The sequence below is a fragment of the Pseudoxanthomonas sp. CF125 genome, from assembly GCF_900104085.1.
Taxonomy (GTDB): Bacteria; Pseudomonadota; Gammaproteobacteria; order Xanthomonadales; family Xanthomonadaceae; genus Pseudoxanthomonas_A.
In genome coordinates, this window is sequence record NZ_FNLD01000001.1 from 709,085 (window position 1) to 730,951 (window position 21,867).

Genomic DNA, 21,867 nt, shown 5'->3' on the forward strand with positions numbered 1-21,867 from the left:
TGATTCGCAATTGAAGGTTTTTTTCAGGACCATCGAATGCCCGCACGCATGCAGAGACCTCCATAACCGCCAACATGGCAAAGGTGCGAGCGTTGGAAAAACCCAAGAAATCGGTTCGACGCAAAGGACGCGCCGTCACCATCGATGAAGTGGCGGCACTGGCCGGCGTATCGCCGATGACCGTGTCGCGCGTGATCAACGGCCAGGGCAAGGTACGCGAGTCCACCCGGGAAAAAGTCATGCGCGCGGTGCGCGAGCTGGGCTATACGCCCAACCTGGCGGCCAGCTCCCTGGCGGCGGCGCAACATACGCGCATCGCGTTGATCTACACCAACCCCAGCTCGGCCTATCTGCGCGAGCTTCTGGTGGGCGCATTGAGCGGCGCCGCGCGCACGGCCGCCCAGTTGGTCATCGATACCTGGGACAACCTCAACGCCGAAGAACAGCGTAGTGCGGCACGTACGCTGGCCAAGAGCGTGGCCGGCGTCATCCTGCCCCCGCCCTTGTGCGAATCCAAGGCGGTGATCAAAGAGTTCGTCGGCGCCGGCATTCCGGTGGTGGCGATCGCCTCGGGTCGTTTCAGCAACGAAATCTCCTGTGTTCGCATCGATGATTTCCGCGCCAGCAAGGAGATGACCGAACACCTGATTTCCCAGGGCCATACGCGCATCGGCTACATCAAGGGCCATCCCAACCAGACCGCCAGCGCCCACCGTTACGAAGGCTTCCGGGACGCGCTCAAGGAAGCGGGCATCGCCCACGATCAAACGCTGGTGCAACAAGGCTATTACACGTACCGGTCGGGTCTTGAGGCGAGCGAAAAGCTGCTTGCCCACCGTCCGCCGCCCACCGCGATCTTCGCCAGCAACGACGACATGGCCGCCGCCGTGGTTTCGGTCGCCCATCGCAAAGGCATGGACGTGCCGCGCGACCTCTCGGTCGTGGGATTCGACGACACCTCGGCCGCAACCACGGTCTGGCCGGAACTCACCACCGTCCACCAGCCGATCTCCTCGATGGCCGATTCGGCCATCGACGTCCTGCTGCGCAATATCCGGCGCAAGGACCGCGGCACGCGCGTGGTGGTCGATCATGTGGCCCCGCATCAACTGGTCACGCGCGATTCGGTCGCGCCCATCGCCAAGCGCAGAGGCCAGGCGAAAAGCTGAGCGAGCAACCTGCATGGCCGTCAACCCTGCATCTGTTCCAGCTCCCTGCCCTTGGTCTCATAGACGTACTTGAGTACGAAGAACACGGAGACGACCGCGGCCACGGTGTAGATACCGTAGGCCCCGGCCAGACCGATGCCGGTCAGCAGGATCGGGAAAGTGACGGTGATGAGGAAGTTGGACGTCCACTGCGCCGCACCCGCCACCGCCAACCCGGAACCGCGGATCTGATTGGGGAACATCTCGCCCAGCATCACCCACATCACCGGGCCCCAGGACATATTGAAGAACACCACGTAGACGTTGGCCGCCACCAGCGCCAGCATGCCCATCGAGTCGGACATCGCCAGTTTGCCCTGCGCATCCAGCCCCGCGCTGGCGAAGGCGAAGGTCACCAGCGCCAGCGACACCGCCATGCCGGCCGAACCGATCCACAGCAACGGCTTGCGGCCGATCCGGTCGATCAGGATCAGCGCCAGCACGCAGGCACCGATACTGAGCGCGCCGGACAGCACGTTGATCAGCAGCGCGTCGTTTTCCGAGAAGCCCACCGCCTGCCACAGCACCGCGCCGTAATAGAACACCACGTTGATGCCGACCAGCTGCTGGAAGGTGGCCAGGCCGATACCGATCCAGACGATCTTGCGGACTTTGCCCGTCGCCTTGTCGACCAGATCCGACAAACGCGGACGATGGTGGTCGGCCGACAGCGAGCCTTCGATCTCGACCTGCTTGGTTTTGGCTTCCGCCGCGCCGTACAGGCGGGTCAGCACTTTCAACGCGTCTTCCTTGCGGCCCTTGACCACCAGGTAGCGCGGGCTTTCCGGGATCAGCAACAGCAGCAACAGGAAGATCAAAGAGGGAATGGCCATCATCCAGAACATCCAGCGCCACGCCGCAAAGCCCAGCCACAGCGTTTCGGTGGAGGCCCCTGCGGTCTTGGCCAGCAGGTAGTTGCTGAGGAAGGCGCAGAACAGGCCGCCGATGATGGCGATCTGCTGCACCGTCGCCAGCCGTCCGCGGTAGCGGGCCGAGGCCACTTCGGCGATATAGGCCGGCGACATCACGCTGGCCGCGCCGACCGCGAAACCGCCCAATACGCGCGCGATGATGAACACCAGCGACGTGTTGGCCATGCCCGCGCCCAGCGCCGAGAGCAGGAACAGCACCGCCGAGATGATCAGCACCGCCCGCCGTCCCCAGCGGTCGGCCAGACGGCCGGCGAAGAAGGCGCCGACCGCGCAACCGAGCAGCATCGAGGCTACTTCGAAACCGGTTCCGGCCGAACTGGAGTGGAAGGTCTGCTTGAGTCCGTCGACAGTGCCGTTGATCACCCCGCTGTCGAAACCGAACAGGAAACCGCCGATGGTGGCCACGCAACTGATCAGGATGATCAGCCGGGTGTTCTCGCCGCTGTCGGCGCTGGTGCTGCTTAGGGTGGCACTGGACATGGGTTCACCTTGTAGAGGGCGGCGGCGGCTCGGATCAGGCGCGTAGCAAATACTGGTTAAGCAGGTTTTCGTAAGCTTCCTGCCGACCGCTGCGTTGCTGCGGCTCACCGGCCTTCGAAGCCTGCGCGACCAGATCGGCCAGCGTGCGCTGTCCGTCCTCGAACGCCTTGCCTTCGCCGCTGTCGAAGCTGGAATAGCGCTCGGCGCGCCACTGCTCCCACGGCGAATCGGTCAGCAGCGCATGCGCCACTTCCAGGCCGCGCGCAAAGCTGTCCATGCCGCCGATATGGGCGAGGAAAAGGTCTTCACGGTCGGTCGATTCGCGCCGCACCTTGGCGTCGAAATTCAGTCCGCCAGGTTGCAGGCCGCCCTGGCGCAACACCACCTGCATGGCGCCTACCGTGTCGTAGAGATCGCTGGGGAACTGATCGGTGTCCCAGCCGTTCTGCGCGTTGCCGCGGTTGGCGTCGATGCTGCCCAGCATGCCCGCGTCGGAAGCCACCTGCAGATCGTGTTCGAAGGTGTGTCCGGACAGCGTCGCGTGGTTGGCTTCGATATTGAGCTTGAAGTCTTTTTCCAGGCCATGCTGGCGCAGGAAACCGACCACCGTGGCGCTGTCGAAGTCGTACTGGTGCTTCATCGGCTCCATCGGCTTGGGCTCGATCAGGAAGTTGCCGGTGAAGCCGATGCTGCGGCCGTAATCGCGCGCCATGGTCAGGAAACGCCCCATGTGCGCCAGCTCGCGTTTCATATCGGTGTTGACCAGGCTGGCATAGCCCTCGCGGCCGCCCCAGAACACATAGTTCGCGCCGCCCAGCTCCACGGTGGCGTCCAGCGCGGTTTTCACCTGTGCCGCAGCGCGCGCGACCACATTGAAATCCGGATTGGTCGAAGCGCCGTTCATGTAGCGCGGATGGCTGAACAGGTTCGCCGTTCCCCACAACAGCTTCATGCCAGTGGCGTTCTGGCGCTCCTTGGCGATGGCCACCATGTGGCGGACGTTCTTCTCGTACTGGCCGACATCGTCGTTGTCAGGGGCCAGGTCGATGTCGTGGAAGCACCAATACGGCACGCCCAGTTTGGTGAAGAATTCGAATGCCGCATCGGCCTTGGCTTCGGCCTTCTGCAATGCGCTGCCGGTGCCTGCATCCCATGGATAGGCGCGGGTGCCGGGGCCGAAAGGATCGTGGCCGGCATTGCAGAAGCTGTGCCAATAGCACACCGCAAAACGCAGGTGCTCGGCCATGGTCTTGTCGCCGACACGCTTGTCGGCGTCGTACACCTTGAACGCCAGTGGGTTATCCGAATCGCGGCCTTCGAACGGGATGCGGCCGATGCCCGGGAAGAATTCTTTTTCGCCGACGAAATATTGACTGCTCATGAGGGGGTCCTACGGTTTTGTATCGGGTTGGAAAGGCTTGTCACGCGGCGTAGAGGCGCTGCGCGGCGGCGAGATGGTCCAGGAAGCGGCGGTACGGCTCACGGTAGGCGGCCACCTGTCCGGCATCGGGCGTGCAGGTCAACGCGTCGTCGCTGATCGCGTGCGCGCCGACCAGCTCGGGCAGAGGAATCCTGTCCCCCTGCGCTTGCGAGAGCGACCACAAGGCCTGCAGCGCAGCGCCGAATGCCGCGCCCTCGGCTTCGCGTGGGACTTCCACGGTCAAGCCGAACACATCGGCGACCATCTGCCGCCAGGCTGCGCTCGCGGCGCCTCCGCCGGTCAGAACGATGCGGTCGAACGACATTCCCGCCGCAAGGAAGGCGTCGTATCCGTATTTCAGCGTGAACATAGCTCCTTCCATCGCAGCGCGGTAGAAGTGGGCCGGACTTGCGTTGTGCGGACTGAGACCGGTCAGCACGCCCTTGCCCAGCGGCAGATCGGGCGTACGTTCGCCGTTCAAGAACGGCAGCAGAGTAAGACCGTCGGCACCAGCAGGCGTAGCCGCGATATGCGCATCGCCCGCACGCGTGCTGAAACCGAACAGCTTGGCGATGGTCTCGGTGGCCACCGTGCAGTTCATCGTACAGATCAGCGGCAGCCATCCTCCGGTGGAGGAACAGAACGCCGCCCAACCACCCGCCGGGTCGATCACCGGGGTGTCCGAATACGCGAACAGCGTGCCCGAGGTCCCCAGGCTCATCGCCAGCCTGCCGGGCACTACGCAACCGGTGCCGATGGCCGCCATCATGTTGTCGCCGCCGCCTACCGCGACCAGCGCGCCCGGCGACAGGCCCAGTTCTTCGGCACGGTCGGCGCGCAGGCGGAACACGCTGTCGGCGCCAACCAGCGGCGGCAGGCACTCGGTGAGATCGCGTTGCGGATCGATGGCTTTCAACATCGCGGGCGACCATTGCCGCGTGCGCACATCCAGCCAACCAGTGCCCGAAGCGTCGCCGTGTTCGCAAAAGGCTTCGCCGGTAAGCCAGAAATTCAGATAGTCGTGCGGCAGCAGGATCCTGGCCAAGCGACGATAGACCTCGGGCCGGTGTTTGCGCGTCCACGGCAATTTCGAGGCCGTGTAGCCGGCCAGGATCGGATTGCCGGCGATGGCGATGCTGCGTTCTGCCCCACCCACCGCGTCCATGATTTCGACGCATTCAGCGCTGCTGCTGGTGTCGCACCACAGCTTGGCGGGGGCCAGCACTTCACCGTCGGCGCCGACGGGCACGAAGCCATGTTGCTGTCCGGAAACCGCAAGCGCCTGGATGTTGCTGCGAAGGCCCGGATCGATGTTTGCGAAGCATGCGCGTACGGCTTTGACCCACTCGCCGGGATGTTGTTCGCGGCTGCCGTCGTCGCCGCTGATGAGCTCCAGCGGCGCGCTTGCGGCCGCTACTACGCGACGCGCCTGATCGTCGTAGACGACGACTTTCACGCTCTGCGTTCCCGCGTCGATTCCGGCGGTAAAAGTCACTGCAGCAACCCTCTATCGGAAAAAAAGTTAGCGCTACCATTCTGGTGGCAAAAAAAAGAGCAGCTGCTTGAAAGACTCGATTTCACTTCCCGTCCCGATCCGTGCCCCTGACGTTTCGCACTTTAACTATCGCTTCAAGAAAAAGCCTGCTGCAACGCAGAATACGTTTAAAATCAATGTGTTATTTATCAACAAACACATGATCTCTTTGCAACGCCAATCGACGGATTTTCGTTTCTGCGCCGTTTCAGCCTGGCTATGAAGACACCTGTTCCTGCTGAAACCATCAGGGAACCACATCGATGAAGGTATTGATCGATAGCCGCCCCGTCACCGGATCGGCGGGCGGAACCCGCGCATCGTCGATGCTGCCGGAGTGCAACGAATTTCTCCGATAGACCACCATCCGGTTGAACACGCCTTCCACCTTGGCGACCCGCTCGAACAGCGCCGTGTCTTCATCGATGTAACCGTCCGCGACATCGCTGCCACGGCTCTCCTGTTCCAGGCAACTGAAGTACTCCTTCCGCCGTTGCTCGTCGATGCGTTCGAAACCGGTGCGGCGATGACGATAGAAGGCCGTTCCGCCCCAATCTGCGTGGAACAGGTAATGCACGGTCGCCAGTCCGTCGCTGCGAAGCGAGTCGATATGCGGTATGCGCTGCAGGAACAACAGCTTTTCCGCAGGCAGGGTCACCAGCGAAAAGTGACACATCGGGAACACGAACCGGCCGGGCTCCAAGCCGAAGCACTCCTTCAACAACGGGTTCAGGGTCGTCTCGAGGAAACGCTGGTACGACAGCGGCGCCTGGGCGCGGATGCCGGGGAACATCGAGGTTTGCCCGACGAAGTGGCTGCGCGCGGCTTTTCGCACCAGCCGGTCGGGATCGGAAACGAGATTGTCGATGACCAGCAGCGGAGCGCCCTCCGTTCCGATCGAAAGCTTGCGGACCTGGATGCAGGGGTGGTGGTTCAGAAGCATGCGTATTCCTCGCCGGTCCCACGCATGGCTACGTAGTCGCGGGTGACGGCCTGGCTCCCCACACTTCGGGCGCGGCCTTGCAATAGCGCTCTATGAATTCCTGCTGCGACGGCATCTGCGCGACGGTCCGGTCGATCGGTTGTCTGATCGAATCCAATAACTTGCGCATGTCCTGGTCGGGCAGCGCGCGCGCCAGCGGGTGATGCTGTTCCGGCTCGATGCCCTGCCCCAACAGCACGTGCGTCCACGAATCCACCCGGAACAGTTCGTCGGCGCCCTGCCATGCGTGCGCACGCTCGCGCCACGCGCGCAGGCGCATCGCCAGCGATTCCGGCAATTCCATCTCGCGGCATTCTTTCCACATCGGCTCGTCGCGCTGATTGGCGTGGTAGTGCAGGATGATGAAGTCGCGCACGTGTTCCATTTCGGCGCGGCTGACGTCGTTGTAGATGTCGACCAGCGAGGGCGCGATTCCATCGAACGGGAACAGTTGGATCAGGCGCACCACGGCGCTGATGGCCAGGTGGATGCTGGTCGATTCCAGCGGCTCGATGAAGCCGCTGGCCAGGCCCAGCGACACCACGTTCTTGTTCCACGCCTTCAACCTGCGGCCGGTGCGGAACGGTACCAGCCACGGATCCTTGATGGGCTTGGCGCCGACGTCCTGCAACAGCTTTGCCCGTGCTTCGTCGTCGGACATGTGGCGGCTGGAGAAGACCAGCCCGCAGCCGACGCGGTGCTGCAGCGGGATATGCCAACGCCAACCGGCTTCGTGGGCGATGGCGCGGGTGTAGGGCACGGGCGGGCCGACCGATTCGGTCTGCACCGCCACGGCGCGGTCGCTGGGCAGCCACTGGTTCCAGTCCTCATAACCGGTGTGCAGGGCCTGCTCGATCAGCAGGCCGCGGAAGCCCGTGCAGTCGATGAACAAGTCGCCCTCGACGACCTGCCCGTCTTCCAGCACCAGCGCTTCGACGAAGCCACTATCCGCGTGCTGCCTGACTTCGTGGATCTTGCCCTCGATGCGCTTCAATCCGTAGCCCTCCGCAATGCGGCGCAGGAAGCGCGCATACAGGCTGGCGTCGAAATGGTAGGCGTAGTTGACCTGCGGCTGTTGCGGCAACGCGAACCGGTCGTCGCGCGAAGCGACGGTTTCCAGGCAGAAATCGCCCAGTTCCGATTGCATGCCACGGCGCAGGCTGTCGAGCCAGAAATGATGGAAGGGACAGACCAGCGTGCCCTGCCCTGTGGTTCCGAAAGGATGGATGTACCGCTCACCGGGCCGGCGCCAGTTCTCGAACGAGATCGAAAGCTTGAAAGTGCCGGCGACGGCGCGCAGGAATTCCTGTTCGTCGATCTGCAGGAAACGGTGGAAGGTGCGGATCGGCGGCACCGTCGATTCGCCGACGCCGACAGTGCCGATCTGTTCGGACTCAACCAGAGTGATGTCCAGCCTGTCACGGAACTGGTGCGACAGCGCGCAGGCGGCAAGCCAACCCGCGGTGCCGCCGCCGGCGATCACCACCTTGCGTATCTGCCCTTTATCCGATCTGTCCAATTCACTCTCCCTTTTTTTTCAACGGATGCGGCACGAGGACCGTTCGCACCTCAGCGATTCAGCTTTCCAATCAACATGGCGCGGATCCGCCGCGCGAGCGTTTCGTCCACGGGCCCCAGCACGTTGCGCGCCGCATCCGGCAAGTGCTCGCCTGCCCGCTCGGCCGGGCCGAAGACGTAGTACTCGAACACCTCCCGCCAGGCCTGCTTTTCCCTTTCCGGCCGGTCGCGGATCGTCCACAGCGCGTGGTAAAGCGCATGCATCGGCGTGGGGATGTAAGCGGGCGAGCTGCTCCACCAGTAATTGACCAGCACGTTGAACGCGTCCAGCGCCTGCACATGGTGCCACCACATGCTGGGGATGAAGATGGCGTCGCCCGGCTCCAGCAGCGCGCTCTGACCGCGTGCCAACGCATCACGGAAGCGCGGATAACGTTCGAAGTCGGGAGCGGTGAAATCCACCACGCTCACCGCCTGCCCACCGGGTGTCGGCTCCAGCGGACCAGGATAGAGATTGGCGATCTGCTCCGGCGGAAACAAGGTGAACCGCCGCCGCCCGACCGTGCAGCAGGCGATGTTATTGGGCGCGTCGTAATGGCACGAGGCGGTAACGCGATTGCCGATCCAGATGCTGGGCGGAGCCTGCACACCGTGCGCGGCGAAGTGGAGATCGTTCCCGGTCCGGAAGCCCGGCAGGCAGCCTTCGATCGGAAGCGACGCCATGTAGTAGGTGGGCGGATGCGCGTCGTCCGCGTGCGCTGCGATTTCATCCAGCACCCGATCGAGCCCGCTGCGCCGCACTTCGCAATTCAAGTCGGTGAAGTCGTCGTTGTAGAACGGACGCCCGGCGACTTCCGGACCACCGTAGGAGTACTGCACCGGCTTGCCGTTGTAGTAGCCGCGCAAATAAGCCATCGCCGCCTGCATGGATTCCAGTCCGGCCCGCACCAGTCCCCAGTCGCGCGCGATGCCTTTCAGCAACGCCGGCTGTCCCGCTGCCAACAACTCGTCCAGCGGCAGCGCGTCGGGCCGGCAGCCTTCGATCACGCGGATGTTGCCCGCCACCTCGACCATGCCGTTCACGCCGCGCGTTCGGGCGCCGCAGCGTCGCGCTCGCGCAAGCGGCGCTGTTTTTCGGCCATCAACCGGCGTACGTTGTGCAGCGAAGCCAATACCAGATAGGCACCTTCGAGGAAGCCGGCCTGGTTCAGGCGATGCAGCGATCCGGCGTCGAGCGCGCCCAGTCTCTCGCGATCGATGCCATACAAGCCGCTCACGCTGACGCGGTGCTTGTCCTCGAGTTGTACGTCCAGATTGACGGGCTGGATGAGGCCCATGGAATCGAACGCGGCGAACATGGTTGCACCGAACTCCACGCCGTCGCGAATGCCGCGCAGCACGCCGGCGATGTGTTGCAGGTAAGGACTATTGCCGCCTTGCGGCAGGAACACCGGTTCGCCTTCGCTGAAACTGACGCGCGGATGCCCCAGATCGACATGCATGACCGGCTCGTTACGCAATTCGCCGTCGATGCGCTGTTCCTGGAAGCCGATCAGGAACGGCCCCTTGGCGATGGCGCCCGGCAGGTAGGCGGCATTCCAGCGGCCGTCCTGCAGGAACAGATTCTCATGCTGTTCGAACCCCAGCAACGCCACCGATTGCCATTGTCCGCTGTCGCCGTCCTTGCGGAACAAGATCGGATACTCCCTTTGCAACTCGGCGTACTCGCTCGGGAACGCCAGCACCATGCCGACATCGTCGCCGAATTGGCGGCCGAAGCCGGTGACCACGCGCAGATCCTTGTGGGTGACGTTGTCGAGCAGTTCGTATCGGGCCATCAGGATTCCAGCGATTGAATGGATGCGACTCGGTCCACGGCGACGATTGCAGAAAAACCTTGCGCCGGCAAGCGAAAACGCTCGTGCCGCAGGCCTCAATAAAAGGGACCGCTGCTTTCGCAGCGGTCCCGCTTTTGACGATATTCCAAGCGCAGACTTCGCTGAACTCAGAACTTGTAGCGCACCCCGAGCATGTAGCGTGGGCTTTGATCGGCCAGTTTGACGATCTGCTTGTCGGTGCGGGCGTGCCAGCGCACGTCCTCGCCGGTCAGGTTGATCGCCTCCAGGCCGAACGACCAATGGTCGTCGAGCGCGTAGTTCACGCTCAGGTCCCACTGCTCGTAGGCTTCCACATAGTACGGATTGCGGCTGCCACCCTGGTTGGCCAGGATCAGGTACTCGTCGCGCCAGTTCCAGGCCAGACGCACCGACCAACCGTACTTTTCGTACATGAACATGGCGTTGGCCGTGTCGCTGAGGCCCGTCAGAGCGAACTGGTCGATGCCCGGATCGCCCGCATCGTCATAGCCCACATCGCCCTTGACGACAGTGTAGTTGGCCAGAATGCCGAAACCGCTGTCACCGAAGAAGTACTGGCCACCCAACTCCCAGCCGTGCAACTTGGACTGGTTCTGATTGACCGGCCGGTTGACGTTGAACATGTACAACGGATCGTCGGCTTCGCCGACCAGGTTGTACGCGGTTTCCGTCGCCAGTTGCTGTGCACCGGTACCGTTGAAGGCCGCCAACCCGGCGGGATCGTTGCGCAACAGCGCCAGCGCGGTAAACAACGAAGTGTCGTTGGCCGAACAGGCCGCGGCGTTGGCGGCGCCCACCTGGGTCACACATGCCGCACTGGTAAGGAAAGCCAGTGCAGCCTGCGCATCCGGACCGGAAGTGGGATCCCGCAGCCCGTAAAGCGACTCTTGACCGACGGTATTGCCGATGAAGTTATCGACCGACTTGTTCCAGTAGGTCAGCGACAGATAACTCGCATCAGCGAAATACCACTCCAGCGCCAAGTCCAGGTTGTCCGATTCCAAGGGCATCAGGCCTGGGTTCTGGGCGTTCCCGCTGGCGCGAGCGGCGGAGTCGAGCAGGACCGAGCCAGACGGTTGTTGTGCGCCGGGACCGGCATACAGGTTGCCATAGGGTGCACGCGCGATGGTTCTTCCGAACGAGGCGCGACCCTTCAGCTCGTCCGTGAAGTCGATGCTGAAATCCAGATTGGGCAGGATATAACTGTAGCTGTTCTTCTCGCTGTAAGGCTGCTGCTCATCGGACAGCACGATCCTGAAATCGTTGTTCGCCGACCATTCGATGGCTTCCGGTATGGCGATCACCGAAGTCGAGACCAGGTCCGTCTTCTCGTAACGAATGCCGATGCGGGTATTGGTGCGCATCCCGCCCAGCTCGCCCTCGAGCTGTACCTGCATGTAGGCGGAGTTGGTCTTTTCTTCGACGCGGTTGTCTGCCGCGTTCTGCGGACTCACGCCGATGCCGGCACCATAGTGAGTGGCGGCCCATTGCGCCAACTCGCCAGCATCACCCCGCCACGCGCCATTACTGCTGCCGACGTTGTAATCGTTGAACAGACCCGCGATGTCGTACGGCTTGATCAGATCCATCAGGCCGTTGGCGACGTCGCCATCCACGTTGGCGACGCCCCAGTCGCCCAGGGTCGAATAGTTTTCCGCAGCCTGCAGGCGGTGTGTCGAAGACTTGGAGCTGTCGACGCCGAACTGGAAACGGCCACTGTCGAAAGTCCATTCGCCGTCGATACGGCCCTGCTTGATCTCGCTGACCTGGGTCTGCGCGTTGATCCGCAGCACCTGCGAGCCGATTTCGCCCTCGACAAAGCCGGGATTCACGACACCGTTGGTACCGGCCGCCGCGTCCAAGTCGGTTGGATACCAGGTCTGCGAGCCCCGTGGCAGTCCGCTGTTGAAGAACAGCTCCTGTACCCATGTCCCACCGCAGTGCGGGCCGGTGGTGCAATTGTTGGTGCCCGCGATACTCGAGAAGATCGAGCCGCCGCCGGTCAGCGGGTCGTTCGGCCGGCTCTCGTTCTTGGAGTTGTGCGCGTCGAAACTCAGGCGGAAGTCGTCGCTGACATCCCACACCGCATTGAAGCCCAGCGAACTCAGCTTGTATTTCTGCATGGTGCGTTGCTGTTCCAGGCCGAAGTCCTTGGTCCCGGCGATTTCGCGGATGTAGACCGGGGTGGCCACCGCGCCGCTGGTATCGAACTCGACGTCGGTGTACTGGCTGTTCTGCAGCCACATCGCCTGCTCGCCACGATTCTCGGTAATTTCGTTGGTCGAATAGGTGTAGTCCAAGGTCAGGGTCAGGCTGTCGATCGGCGCGAACTGCACCACCGCCTGTCCGTTGACCCGCTCGCGCTCGAACTCCGAGAAGGCGTAACGCAAGTCGTTGGGACGGGCGTAGAGCTCGCCGATGGCGGGCGCGTTCACTATGGTCGGGCTCGGGCTGCCGGGCATGGTCCCGGTCCACCGCTGGATGTTCCAGTAGTTCTCGGTCGCTTGCACCGAGCCGCCCTTGCGCTTCTGCGAACTGGCGCTGACGCCGATGCCGAAGGTCTTGTCGGCATTGGTGAAGCTGAAGATACCGGACACTTCCGGGGTGATGTCGTTCTCGAACGGCTGCGACCGGTCGGAGACCGCTTTGACGCCGGCACTGGCGACAATGCCCTCATGGTTGAAGGGCTTGTCGGTCAGGATGTTGATGGTCGCGCCGATGCCGCCGCTCGGAACCTGCGCCTGGCCGGTCTTGTAGACCTCGATGCCGCTGATCGCCTCGGCCGCAAGCTGGGCGAAGTTGAACGCGCGGGTACCGCCGTCCACGCCGCCGATCGCCACCTGGCCGGCCGCACCAAAGGCGTCTGCGCCGGGCATCTGGCGGCCATTGAGGGTGACCATGTTGAACTGCGGACCGAAACCGCGCGCGGTGACCTGCGCGCCTTCGCCATCGCGGCGCTCGATCGAGATGCCGGTGATGCGCTGCAAAGATTCGGCCAGGTTGGTGTCCGGGAACTTGCCGATGTCCTCGGCGCTGATCGCATCGACCACGCCCGCGGAGTCGCGTTTGATTCCCATCGCCTGGTTGAGGCTGCTGCGGATGCCCGTCACCACGACGGTATCGAGCGTCGTAGCGCTGTCGGTCGCCTGCTGGGTACCCTGTGCGGATGCAGTCTGCGCAGAAGCAGAGGTGTCCTGCGCCTGGGCGTCCTGGGCGGGTGCGTCCTGCGCAAAAGCAGGATTGATGATCAGCATACCGCCAACGAAGGTGAACATGGCCTTCGACTTGAACCGCTTCGACTTGTGACTCATGGGTATGTCCTCAGCACTGGAGTGGAACGGCCAACGGCAATGTCATTCACTGCATGTGACGCGGCTCTGGCCTCGGCCAATGCCATCTTCGGTACGTGGCACCGGAATCTGCACCCTCTCATGTGGTCTCCCCTCTCTGTTTCGATCCATGGATGTATCGCCCTCCCCCTTCAGGGCCCCGCGAGCCGAAGCCCGTCCTCTCCCAGGCACTGTGTGCGCCCGTTACAGCAATACCGGTTGCCGGTTCTGGCAAATCGAAACATGTGCAACCGTGACGCTTCACAACGTTCCTGCACGATCGGCCCACGCTGTCGCTCCATCGCTTTGGTAGCGCTAACATAGGGTCGACTCAATCTAATGATGCTCGCCTGCGTTTGTCACCATGCAGTGCAGCAGAAACCGCTTCCATGTTGATTGCTAGCGCGGGTAACGCAATGAAATCGCTAGCGACGCCAGCAACTGGATCGATTCAAAACACTGAAAGCGACAGTCCGGACCACAAGTGGAGCGAGAAACAACAGCAGCCGACGAACGAAAGTGTCAGGCAGGCCCGATGTGCATCAATCTTTCCAGGTGCGCCTCAACGGATTGGCCGGGGTGCTGAACACCACGCCGCCGAAATCCAGCGTTTTGTCCGGGACGAACAACAAGCAGTAGCACTTGGAGGTTTCCGCGAACAGGAAGCTCTCCATCGAATCTTCCTTCCCCTTGCTGCGCACGCCCTTCAATGCGGCGAAACCGCGCGGTACGGGTATTGCGGACGAAATCCCGGAAGAATTCCTTGCCCATGCCGCGATAAAGCGCGTCGCTGGTGTAGTGGTATAGGCGCACCAGTCGATCTGGGGCGTAACGGACAATCCGGCGAGCGCACCTGCATCCTCGCGTAGTCGATGGCTTCCAGCTCAATGCCGTGCAAGCGTCACTTCCACGGACCGGACTCCTGCATACACCTGGCGCGGTCCAGATCGCCCAACGTCAGCATGAAGGCATCCAGCACGCCATAGATCGTTTGCGTGCGGGCGCCGGTGTTCATGTCGGCATGACCGTACCAGAGCTCGCCGTCGCGCACTTCGGCGGACAGGTAGCGATTGATGCGCCGGGCCTGTCGTAATAGACCGGGTTGCCGGTCAACTTGCCCAGCGTGCCGAATCCAGCGAGCCATCAGGCGACAGGCTCAATGCGTTTTCAGATGCCGCAGCATTCGGATGGCCAAAAACCAGTCCACAACACCAGCACCTGCGAAGCCCGTTCCAGGCGATGGCCTACCCTAGCTATGGTCGCCCGGCCGCACCACGTTCAACACTTCATAGCAGGCGCCCATGGTGTGGTAGTCGGTCTTGCCGGCGGGGCTCTTCTCATCGCTGTATTTGCGGTTGTCCGCATCCAGGATGCGGTACCACGCACCGTACCGGTGGTCGACAAAATGCTTCCAGGCGTAGTCCCACAACCGGTCGTACCAGCGCCAGTACGCTTCGTCGCCGGTGCGTGCGGCCAGCAATGCCGCCGCCGCCAGCGATTCTGCCTGCACCCAGAAATACTTGTCGTCGTCGCAGACGCTGCCATCCGGTGCGAAGCCGTAATAAAGGCCGCCGCGCGCCTCGTCCCAGGATCGCGAGACCGCGGTGTCGAACAGATGGCGCGCGGTGGGCACCAGCCAATCCGCATCCACGTGCCGGTCCAGAATCAACAGCAGTTTGGTCCACTCGGTCTGATGGCCCGGCTGGAAACCCCAGGGACGGAACAAATGCTTGGGATCGTCCAGGTTGTAGTTCCAGTCGATGTTCCATTGCGTGTCGTAGTGCTCCCACACCAGACCTTCGGCCTTGGAGGCCTGGCGCCGCGTCATATGGTCGGCCAGGGTCAATGCGCGATCCAGATAGCGGCGCTCGCCGCTGGCCTCGAAAGCCGCCAGCATCGCTTCGCACATATGCATGTTGGCGTTCTGTCCCCGGTAGTCGCTGAAGTTCCAGTTCGCATCGGCCTCGTCTTTGTACAGGCCGAACTCCGCATCCCAGAAATGGCGTTCCAGCAGCGCCCAGGTTTCGTCCATCCAGCCGCGCGCTTCTTCGATGCCGGCTTTCAACCCGCAGGAATAGGCCAGCAACACGAAGGCCACGCCGTAGCAGTGGTTCATGTCGTCTTCGACCTGGCCATCGCGCAAGGTCCAGGCATAGCCGCCCGTCGCCGGATTGCGATGGACATCGCGCAGATAGCGCAGGCCGTGCTTCACGGCATCCAGATACGCGGCATCGCCGAACTCGCGGTAAGCCATCGCATAGTTGAAGACGAAACGCGTGCTGCTGACCAGATGACGGTGCGTGGCGTCGTAGACCGAGCCGTCGTCGCGGAAGTAATGGAAGAACCCGCCCACCGGATCGATGGCCCGCGGGTGGTAGAACGCCATGGTCCTGGCGATATGGGTGCGCAGGAATTCCGGCGAACGGAAATCGGGCGACGTGGTGTCAGACGGAGTGCTCATATTGTTCCTGCAAGAGATGTTGGACTTCCGGCTGGGAAGGCATGGCGGCGAAAGCGCCTTTACGGGTCACCGCCAGCGCACCTACCGCGGCGGCGAAGCGGATGGCGTCTTCGATGGCCTCCTGGCGCCGGCAGAATTCCGCGAAACCGCGTCCGTCGCCTCCCAGTTCGCCAATACGGAACAGCAATCCGCCGACGAAGGCGTCGCCGGCAGCGGTGGTGTCGCGGGTTTCCACGCGGAAACTTTCCACCTGCCCCGAAGCATCGCGGGTGAACCAGCGGATCGCTGCGGCGCCGTCGGTCACGACGATCCACTGCGCTTGGCCTTCGAACAGGCGTTTCAGTACCGCCGATTCGCCCATGGCGCCGCCGCCGAACGGGTGCGCCAGGTATTCCAGTTCCTCGCGCGCCAGTTTGATCAGATCGGCGTTGGCAAGCGCTTCCCACAGACGCGGCGCCGGATCGACATCTGCGGGCCACAGCGCTGGCCGCAGATTCAGATCCAGGCTGACCACCGCGCCAGCCGCGTGCGCTCGCAACATTCCGTTGAACGTGGTTTCGGCGATGGTGGCTTCCGTCAGGCTGTTGGAACAGACATGGAAGGTCCCCGTGCCGGCAAAACAGTTGGCCTGAAAATGCTCGGTGCGGAACAGCAGATCCGCAGCGGGCGGGCGGTAGAAACTGAAACTGCGTTCGCCCGCCGCGTCCAGCGCGACAAAGGCCAGCGCGGTCTTGGCTTCTCCGGTGCGCACGATGCAATCGGTAGCGACGCCGGCCGAGGCGAGGCTTTCCAGCAGGAAATCGCCGAACATGTCTTCGCCCAGCATGCCGGCGAAATGCGTATCGGCCCCCAAGCGCGCCGCCGCCACAGCCACGTTGGCCGGCGCGCCGCCGGCGTATTGCAGGAAAGCGCGTGGCGTATCGGCCGTTGTCGGCGGCAACGCCAGCAGATCGATCAGAGCCTCGCCAAAACAAACGATCTTCGACATCGTTGGCCTCACGCTTCCTTCGCGGGGGCGACGGAAGTCGGGCGCGAACCCGACAGACCGTAGAAGATGATGTAGCCGTAGCACAGCAGCGGCAGGATGAAGGCATGGTGCAGGCCCATGCTGTCGGCCAGGATGCCCTGCAGATACGGTACGATCGCGCCGCCTACGATCGCCATGATCAACAGACTGGAGGCCTTGCCCGTCAGCGGCCCCAGACGCTCGATACCCAGGGCGAAGATGGTCGGGAACATGATCGAATTGAACAACCCGGTAGCCACTATGCTGTACACCGCGATACGGCCCTCGCCCAGCATGGTCATGGCCAGCAGGGCGACATTGACCGCGGCGAAGATGGCCAGCAGTTTTCGCGGCGAAAATTTGACCATGATCGCCGACCCGGCGAAACGGCCGATCATCGCCAGCGTCCAGTACGCCGATACGTATCTGGTGGCTTCCTGTTCGGTGAAACCGCCGATATTCGGCATCGACAGATAATTGACCAGAAAGCTGCCGATAGCCACTTCCGCGCCGACATAAAAGAAGATGCCCAGCACGCCGAACAACACATGGCGATGGCGCAAGGCTTCGCGCAGCGTGTGTTTGAGATGATCGGCTTTTTCGGTCGTTTCGGTCAAAGCCGGCAGGCGGAACAAATAGACGAACACAGCCAACAGGAACAGCACTACGGCCAGACCGACATAGGGACCCTGCACCGACTGGGCCTCCTGGGTACGGTAGGCGATCTGCTCGGCCAGCGGCATCGCCGCTATCTGGTCCGCGCTCTTCACGGTATTGCCGAGAATCAGCAGGCCGCCGAAGATCGGCGCAATAGCGGTGCCCAGCGAGTTCAACGCCTGCGCCAGCGTCAAGCGGCTGGAGCTGGTGCTCTCCGGCCCCAGCAAGGCTACGTAAGGGTTCGCCGCCACTTGCAATACGGTGATGCCGGTCGCCAGTACGAACAACGCCGCCAGGAACGCCTCATAAATGCGCAATTCGGCCGCCGGCCAGAAACCCAGCGCACCGACACCGGCGATCGCCAGCCCGGCGACGATGCCCTTTTTATAGCCGAGGTGCGCGACCAGCCGGCCCGCCGGCAGTGACATCAGGAAATACGCGCCGAAGAAGGTGAACTGCACCAGCATGGCGCGCGCGTAATTCAATTCGAATACCGCCTTCAAGTGCGGAATCAGAATGTCGTTGAGGCAAGTCAGGAACCCCCACATGAAGAAGATCGTGGTGACGACCGAAAGCGCCATGCGCGTATTGATCGGAGGGGCGGATGAACCAGCGTCGCCCTTAACAGGGCTATGGGAAAAATGCATGCGTTTATGCGTCTCGGAATGCGGCAGGAACGGTGGGGGAAGAGAACATCATTTGCGCGGCGGACCGCTGCTCTCGCGAATGCGGAGCTCCACCGGTGCGATGGTGCGCTGCGACTTGGCGTCGGGTTCGCCTAACCTGCGCAACAACAGCTCCGCGGCCTGACGGCCGCGTTCGCGCGGATAGACGGCCATTGTCGTCAACGGCGGGGTGGTGACGGCAGCCTCGGAAATATCGTCGAATCCGGTAACGGCGAAATCGTGGCCGGGACGGATGCCGCGGGCTATCAGGCCCAGCATCAGGCCCAGGGCGACCGTATCGTTGTAGCAGACGGCCGCCGTGGGTGCCGGTTCGCTTGCGAACAGTTCGCCCGTGCGCGCCGCTGCCTCCAAACGGTTCGGCGCCGATTCGATCATCCATTCCTCTTCGGCCTTCAGCCCGGCCTCCGCCATCGCTTGCGCATAGCCCGCGCGGCGTTGCTGGCAGGAACTGGAATCGGCATGGCCGCCGTAGAAAAAGATGCGGCGGTGGCCCAACCCGATCAGGTGGGCGGTGGCCATATGCGCGCCCCGCTGGTTGTCCAGCGCCAGGAAATCCCACTCGGCGCCGGACAGTTCGCGATTGAACAGCAATACATTGCTGTGCGCGCCCAGCACCTGGCGCATTTGCGCAGCGTCGCTGCCTTCGGCCGGCGACAGGATCAAACCGGCGGGGGTGTGCTCCATCATCGAAGCGAGCACGGCCTGCTGGCGCTCCGGCGATTCGCCCGTGCTGCCCAGCAGCGTCACATAGCCTTTCGCGCCCAAGGCTTCATCCACGCCGGCCGCGAATTCGGCGAAGAAGGGGTTGGACAGATCGTTGATCACCAGCGCGACGCTTGATGAAACCTGCCGGCGCAGATTGGCCGCACCCCGGTTGTAGACGTAGCGCTGCCGGCGCAGTTCCGCCTCCACCTTGGCGCGCGTATCCACGTGCACCAGGGGGCTGCCGCGCAGCACCAGCGACACGGTCGCGCGCGACACGCCGATGGCATTGGCGATGTCGGTCACCGTCACCGGCCGGTGGCCGGATTTACGCCCCCCCTCGGAACGTGAGCCCTTTCCTGTGGCAGTGTTCTTGTTTTTCATTTGGATCGAACTATTCCCTATGGAGACGCCAGCCTAAACCATCGCGCCACGAAAAAATGCCATGCCCGCGCCGGTCAGCGGGAGAGAGGACCGATCCGGCGACGGGCAGGCGCAACTGGATCACTCCGATTCCGCGGCCAGGGGCTGCGGCACCGCACAAAACGATACGGGCAGATCCCGAGGCCGGGTGCCCCACCCTGCCGTCGGCGGGTTGGACGTCAAGGAATAGGCGATGGTTCCACCCTGGCGCAGATCGCTCCAGTCCAACCAGACCTGCGGGTGCGCGGCACCGTCCACGCGGACGCCTTCGACGTACTGCAAGCGATCGCCAGTGGCGCCCGGCGCCTCTATCCGCAGCGTCTTGCCTTGCCCCAGATCCAGTTCGACCCGGCTGAAGCGCGGCGCGTGCAGCAGGAACTGCCCGCTGCCGGGCACGGCGGGATAGAGCCCCATCGCGCTGAACAGGTACCACGCCGACATCGTGCCCAGATCGTCGTTGCCGGTGACCCCATTCGGTGCATTGGTGAACAATTGTTGCGCGGCGCGCAGCACGGTGGAGGTCTTCCATGGCTGCCCGATCAACGTATACATCCATGGCGAATGCAGGCCCGGCTCGTTGTTGGGGTTGTAGCGGTACTGGTTGTAGTAACTGTAAGGCCCAACCACCCATTCCTTGCGTGCGGCATGCAAGGGATCCTTGACCAGGGCGTCATAAGCGAAGAAAGCGTCCAGACGCTGGCCGGCCTTTTCCTTGCCATGCATGGCTTCGACCAGGCCCGGTACGTCCTGCTGCGCCAACCACTGGTATTGCCAGGCGGTGCCCTCGTGGAAGCCATGTTGCGAGCGCGGGCTGTAGCGGCCTTCCGGCGGTGTGTACCAGTTGCCGTCCTCCAGGCGCGGGCGCGGGAAACCGATAAAGCCGGTTTCCCCGTCGCGCACGCCGGCATCCCAGACCTTGCGCCAGTTGCGTCCGCGCTCACGCAGGGTCGCCGCATCCTCGGCCATTCCCATATCCTGCGCCATCTGCGCCAGCGAGCAGTCGGCCAGCGCATACTCGAGCGTCGCCGAGCCTCCATGGTGCGGATCCACGTCCATGCCCTTGGAAGGAAAGGCGCGGTCGTACTGCACGAAGCCGCGCGCCAGGTAGCTGGGGTTGCCGGACCGGCCGGCGTGGCGCGAATTGATCGGCGGCACTTCGAAAGCGTTCTGGCGCAAGGCGGCGTAGGCTTGCTTTTCCAGGCCTTCCAGCGCACCGAAGCGCCACAGATCCACCAGGAATGGCGTCACCGGATCGCCAGTCATGACGTTGGTGTCGAAGTTCGCGTAACCCCAGCGCGGCAGCCAACCGCCTTGCTCCTGGATAGCCAGCAGCGAACGGCCGATGTCGCGGGCGCGTTGCGGACGCAGCAGCGCCAGTAGCTGGTTCTGCGAGCGGTAGGTATCCCACAGCGAGAAATATTCGTAATAGGTCCAGCCATCCGCTCGGTGGATCTGCTCGTCGTAGCCGCGGTAGCGGCCGTCGGCATCGCTGCCGGTCAGCGGCTGCAACAGGGCGTGGTAAAGCGCGGTGTAGAACACGGTGCGATCGTCGCCGCTGCCGCCTTGTACGCGCACGCTGTCCAGTTCTTTGCGCCAGACCTCCTGCGCCTGTTTGCGCATCAGGTCGAAAGCCATCGGCTTGTCGCCCCGCATGCCTTCGCTGCGCAGGTTGTTGCGCGCGCCTTCCGCATCCACGTGGGAGATCGCGCTGACTGCCGTCACCGCCCTGCCCTTGCTCAGATCGAAACTGAGCCAGGCGCCATTGGGCTTGATTTCGCCTTCCATGCTATGGCGCGAGCCGATGACGCCGCCACTCTCGCCCCAGGTGCCGAAAGCCTTGAACGGCCGATCGAACTCCAGCCGGAACCAGGTAGTGTACTGATGGCCGCCGCAGAAACTGTTGGTGACCAGCTTACCTTCCACGGCCCGGTCGCCGACGACTTCCACCGTGCTGCCGATGACCGAATGGCGTTCGTTGGCCTGGCCCACGTTGATCAGCACGTGGCCGGTCTTGGCATCGATCGGAAAGGTATAGCGCTCGGCCGCCGCACGGGTCAGCGCGGTGGCTTCGGCGTCGATGCCGCCGTAGTCGAGCAGGCGGACTTTGTAGTAACCGGCTTGACCGATCTCACCTTCATGGCTGTAGCGCGACCCGTATTGCTTGTGATCGAAACTCGTGGGCTTGGCGATGTCGAAATCGCCGCCGGGGCCGATCGCGCCGGTGACCGGCAGCACCGACACCTGCCCGCCCTGCTCCCAGCAACCGGCGCCGGACAGGAAGGAATGACCGAAACCGCGGATCTTGGGATCGTCGTAGCGCCAGCCGGAATAGTGCTCGCCGATGGGACTGACCTGGATCAGGCCGAACGGTGCAGATGCGCCCGGGAATGTGTTGCCGTCGTCCTTGCTGCCGATGAAGGTATTGACCTCCGCGGCCAATCGTTGCGGCGCCGCTTCGGCCGCCAAGGCAGTCAGTGCCAGCAGCAGGGGCACGGAGCGAAATATCGTTTTGATCGTGTGTTGTTTCATGCGTTTACAGGTTGCCGTAGTTCGTCGATGGGCGCATGCCGCCAGACAAGGTATGTGCAATTTGCCTGTAACTCCACTGCTCTCACCTTCGTCCCTGGTTCCATGATGCTTCGTCCACATGAT

Annotated in this window: 15 protein-coding genes and 1 pseudogene; 1 reads left to right on the forward strand and 15 read right to left on the reverse strand. The window is 63.1% G+C overall.

Annotated features, from left to right (window positions below; all coding sequences use genetic code 11):
• The first annotated feature begins 92 nt into the window (after window positions 1-92).
• Entirely contained in the window at window positions 93-1,169 is a 1,077-nt protein-coding gene (locus tag BLR66_RS03090) for a LacI family DNA-binding transcriptional regulator (RefSeq protein ID WP_255402375.1), read from the forward strand.
• Between the two features lie 20 nt (window positions 1,170-1,189).
• Here BLR66_RS03090 and BLR66_RS03095 read toward each other — a convergent pair whose 3' ends face one another.
• The 15 genes and pseudogenes from BLR66_RS03095 to BLR66_RS03165 form a co-directional block, all read right to left on the reverse strand.
• Window positions 1,190-2,620, reverse strand: coding sequence for a sugar porter family MFS transporter (locus tag BLR66_RS03095; RefSeq protein WP_093280158.1), 1,431 nt, complete (start codon window positions 2,618-2,620; stop codon window positions 1,190-1,192).
• 34 nt (window positions 2,621-2,654) lie between these two features.
• The gene (gene xylA, locus BLR66_RS03100; RefSeq protein WP_093280159.1) at window positions 2,655-4,001 is read right to left on the reverse strand and encodes a xylose isomerase; all 1,347 of its coding nucleotides are present in this window, start codon (window positions 3,999-4,001) and stop codon (window positions 2,655-2,657) included.
• A 40-nt stretch (window positions 4,002-4,041) separates the two neighbouring features.
• Window positions 4,042-5,535: a xylulokinase gene (gene xylB / locus BLR66_RS03105; protein WP_093280160.1), complete on the reverse strand. Its 1,494-nt coding sequence runs from the start codon at window positions 5,533-5,535 to the stop codon at window positions 4,042-4,044.
• Between the two features lie 286 nt (window positions 5,536-5,821).
• The gene (locus tag BLR66_RS03110) at window positions 5,822-6,517 is read right to left on the reverse strand and encodes a DUF6445 family protein (protein WP_093280161.1); all 696 of its coding nucleotides are present in this window, start codon (window positions 6,515-6,517) and stop codon (window positions 5,822-5,824) included.
• Between the two features lie 28 nt (window positions 6,518-6,545).
• Window positions 6,546-8,075, reverse strand: coding sequence for a tryptophan halogenase family protein (locus BLR66_RS03115; protein ID WP_093280162.1), 1,530 nt, complete (start codon window positions 8,073-8,075; stop codon window positions 6,546-6,548).
• A gap of 50 nt (window positions 8,076-8,125) precedes the next feature.
• Window positions 8,126-9,148: a cupin-like domain-containing protein gene (locus BLR66_RS03120; RefSeq protein WP_093284252.1), complete on the reverse strand. Its 1,023-nt coding sequence runs from the start codon at window positions 9,146-9,148 to the stop codon at window positions 8,126-8,128.
• 5 nt (window positions 9,149-9,153) lie between these two features.
• A complete protein-coding gene (locus tag BLR66_RS03125) occupies window positions 9,154-9,912 on the reverse strand; it encodes a SapC family protein (RefSeq protein ID WP_093280163.1) in 759 nt (252 codons plus the stop codon).
• A gap of 167 nt (window positions 9,913-10,079) precedes the next feature.
• Window positions 10,080-13,262 carry a TonB-dependent receptor gene (locus BLR66_RS03130; RefSeq protein WP_093280164.1) on the reverse strand — a complete coding sequence of 1,061 codons (3,183 nt, stop codon included), beginning with the start codon at window positions 13,260-13,262 and terminating at the stop codon, window positions 10,080-10,082.
• 560 nt (window positions 13,263-13,822) lie between these two features.
• Window positions 13,823-14,119 (reverse strand): glycoside hydrolase family 47 protein, encoded by a 297-nt coding sequence (locus BLR66_RS03135; RefSeq protein ID WP_093280165.1) that lies wholly within the window; start codon window positions 14,117-14,119, stop codon window positions 13,823-13,825.
• Between the two features lie 62 nt (window positions 14,120-14,181).
• On the reverse strand, window positions 14,182-14,424 hold the full coding sequence (locus BLR66_RS03140) for a hypothetical protein (RefSeq protein WP_093280166.1): 243 nt from the start codon (window positions 14,422-14,424) through the stop codon (window positions 14,182-14,184).
• A gap of 105 nt (window positions 14,425-14,529) precedes the next feature.
• Window positions 14,530-15,741 (reverse strand): AGE family epimerase/isomerase, encoded by a 1,212-nt coding sequence (locus BLR66_RS03145; protein WP_093280167.1) that lies wholly within the window; start codon window positions 15,739-15,741, stop codon window positions 14,530-14,532.
• On the reverse strand, window positions 15,725-16,729 hold the full coding sequence (locus tag BLR66_RS03150; protein WP_093280168.1) for a carbohydrate kinase family protein: 1,005 nt from the start codon (window positions 16,727-16,729) through the stop codon (window positions 15,725-15,727). Before BLR66_RS03150 ends, BLR66_RS03145 begins: the two co-directional genes overlap by 17 nt.
• Before the next feature lie 8 nt (window positions 16,730-16,737).
• Window positions 16,738-17,985 (reverse strand): annotated as a pseudogene (gene fucP, locus BLR66_RS03155) (L-fucose:H+ symporter permease); the annotation flags it as partial.
• Window positions 17,986-18,099: 114 nt separating this feature from the next.
• Window positions 18,100-19,176 (reverse strand): LacI family DNA-binding transcriptional regulator, encoded by a 1,077-nt coding sequence (locus tag BLR66_RS03160; RefSeq protein WP_093280170.1) that lies wholly within the window; start codon window positions 19,174-19,176, stop codon window positions 18,100-18,102.
• Between the two features lie 120 nt (window positions 19,177-19,296).
• Entirely contained in the window at window positions 19,297-21,744 is a 2,448-nt protein-coding gene (locus BLR66_RS03165) for a GH92 family glycosyl hydrolase (RefSeq protein WP_093280171.1), read from the reverse strand.
• Between the last annotated feature and the right edge of the window lie 123 nt (window positions 21,745-21,867).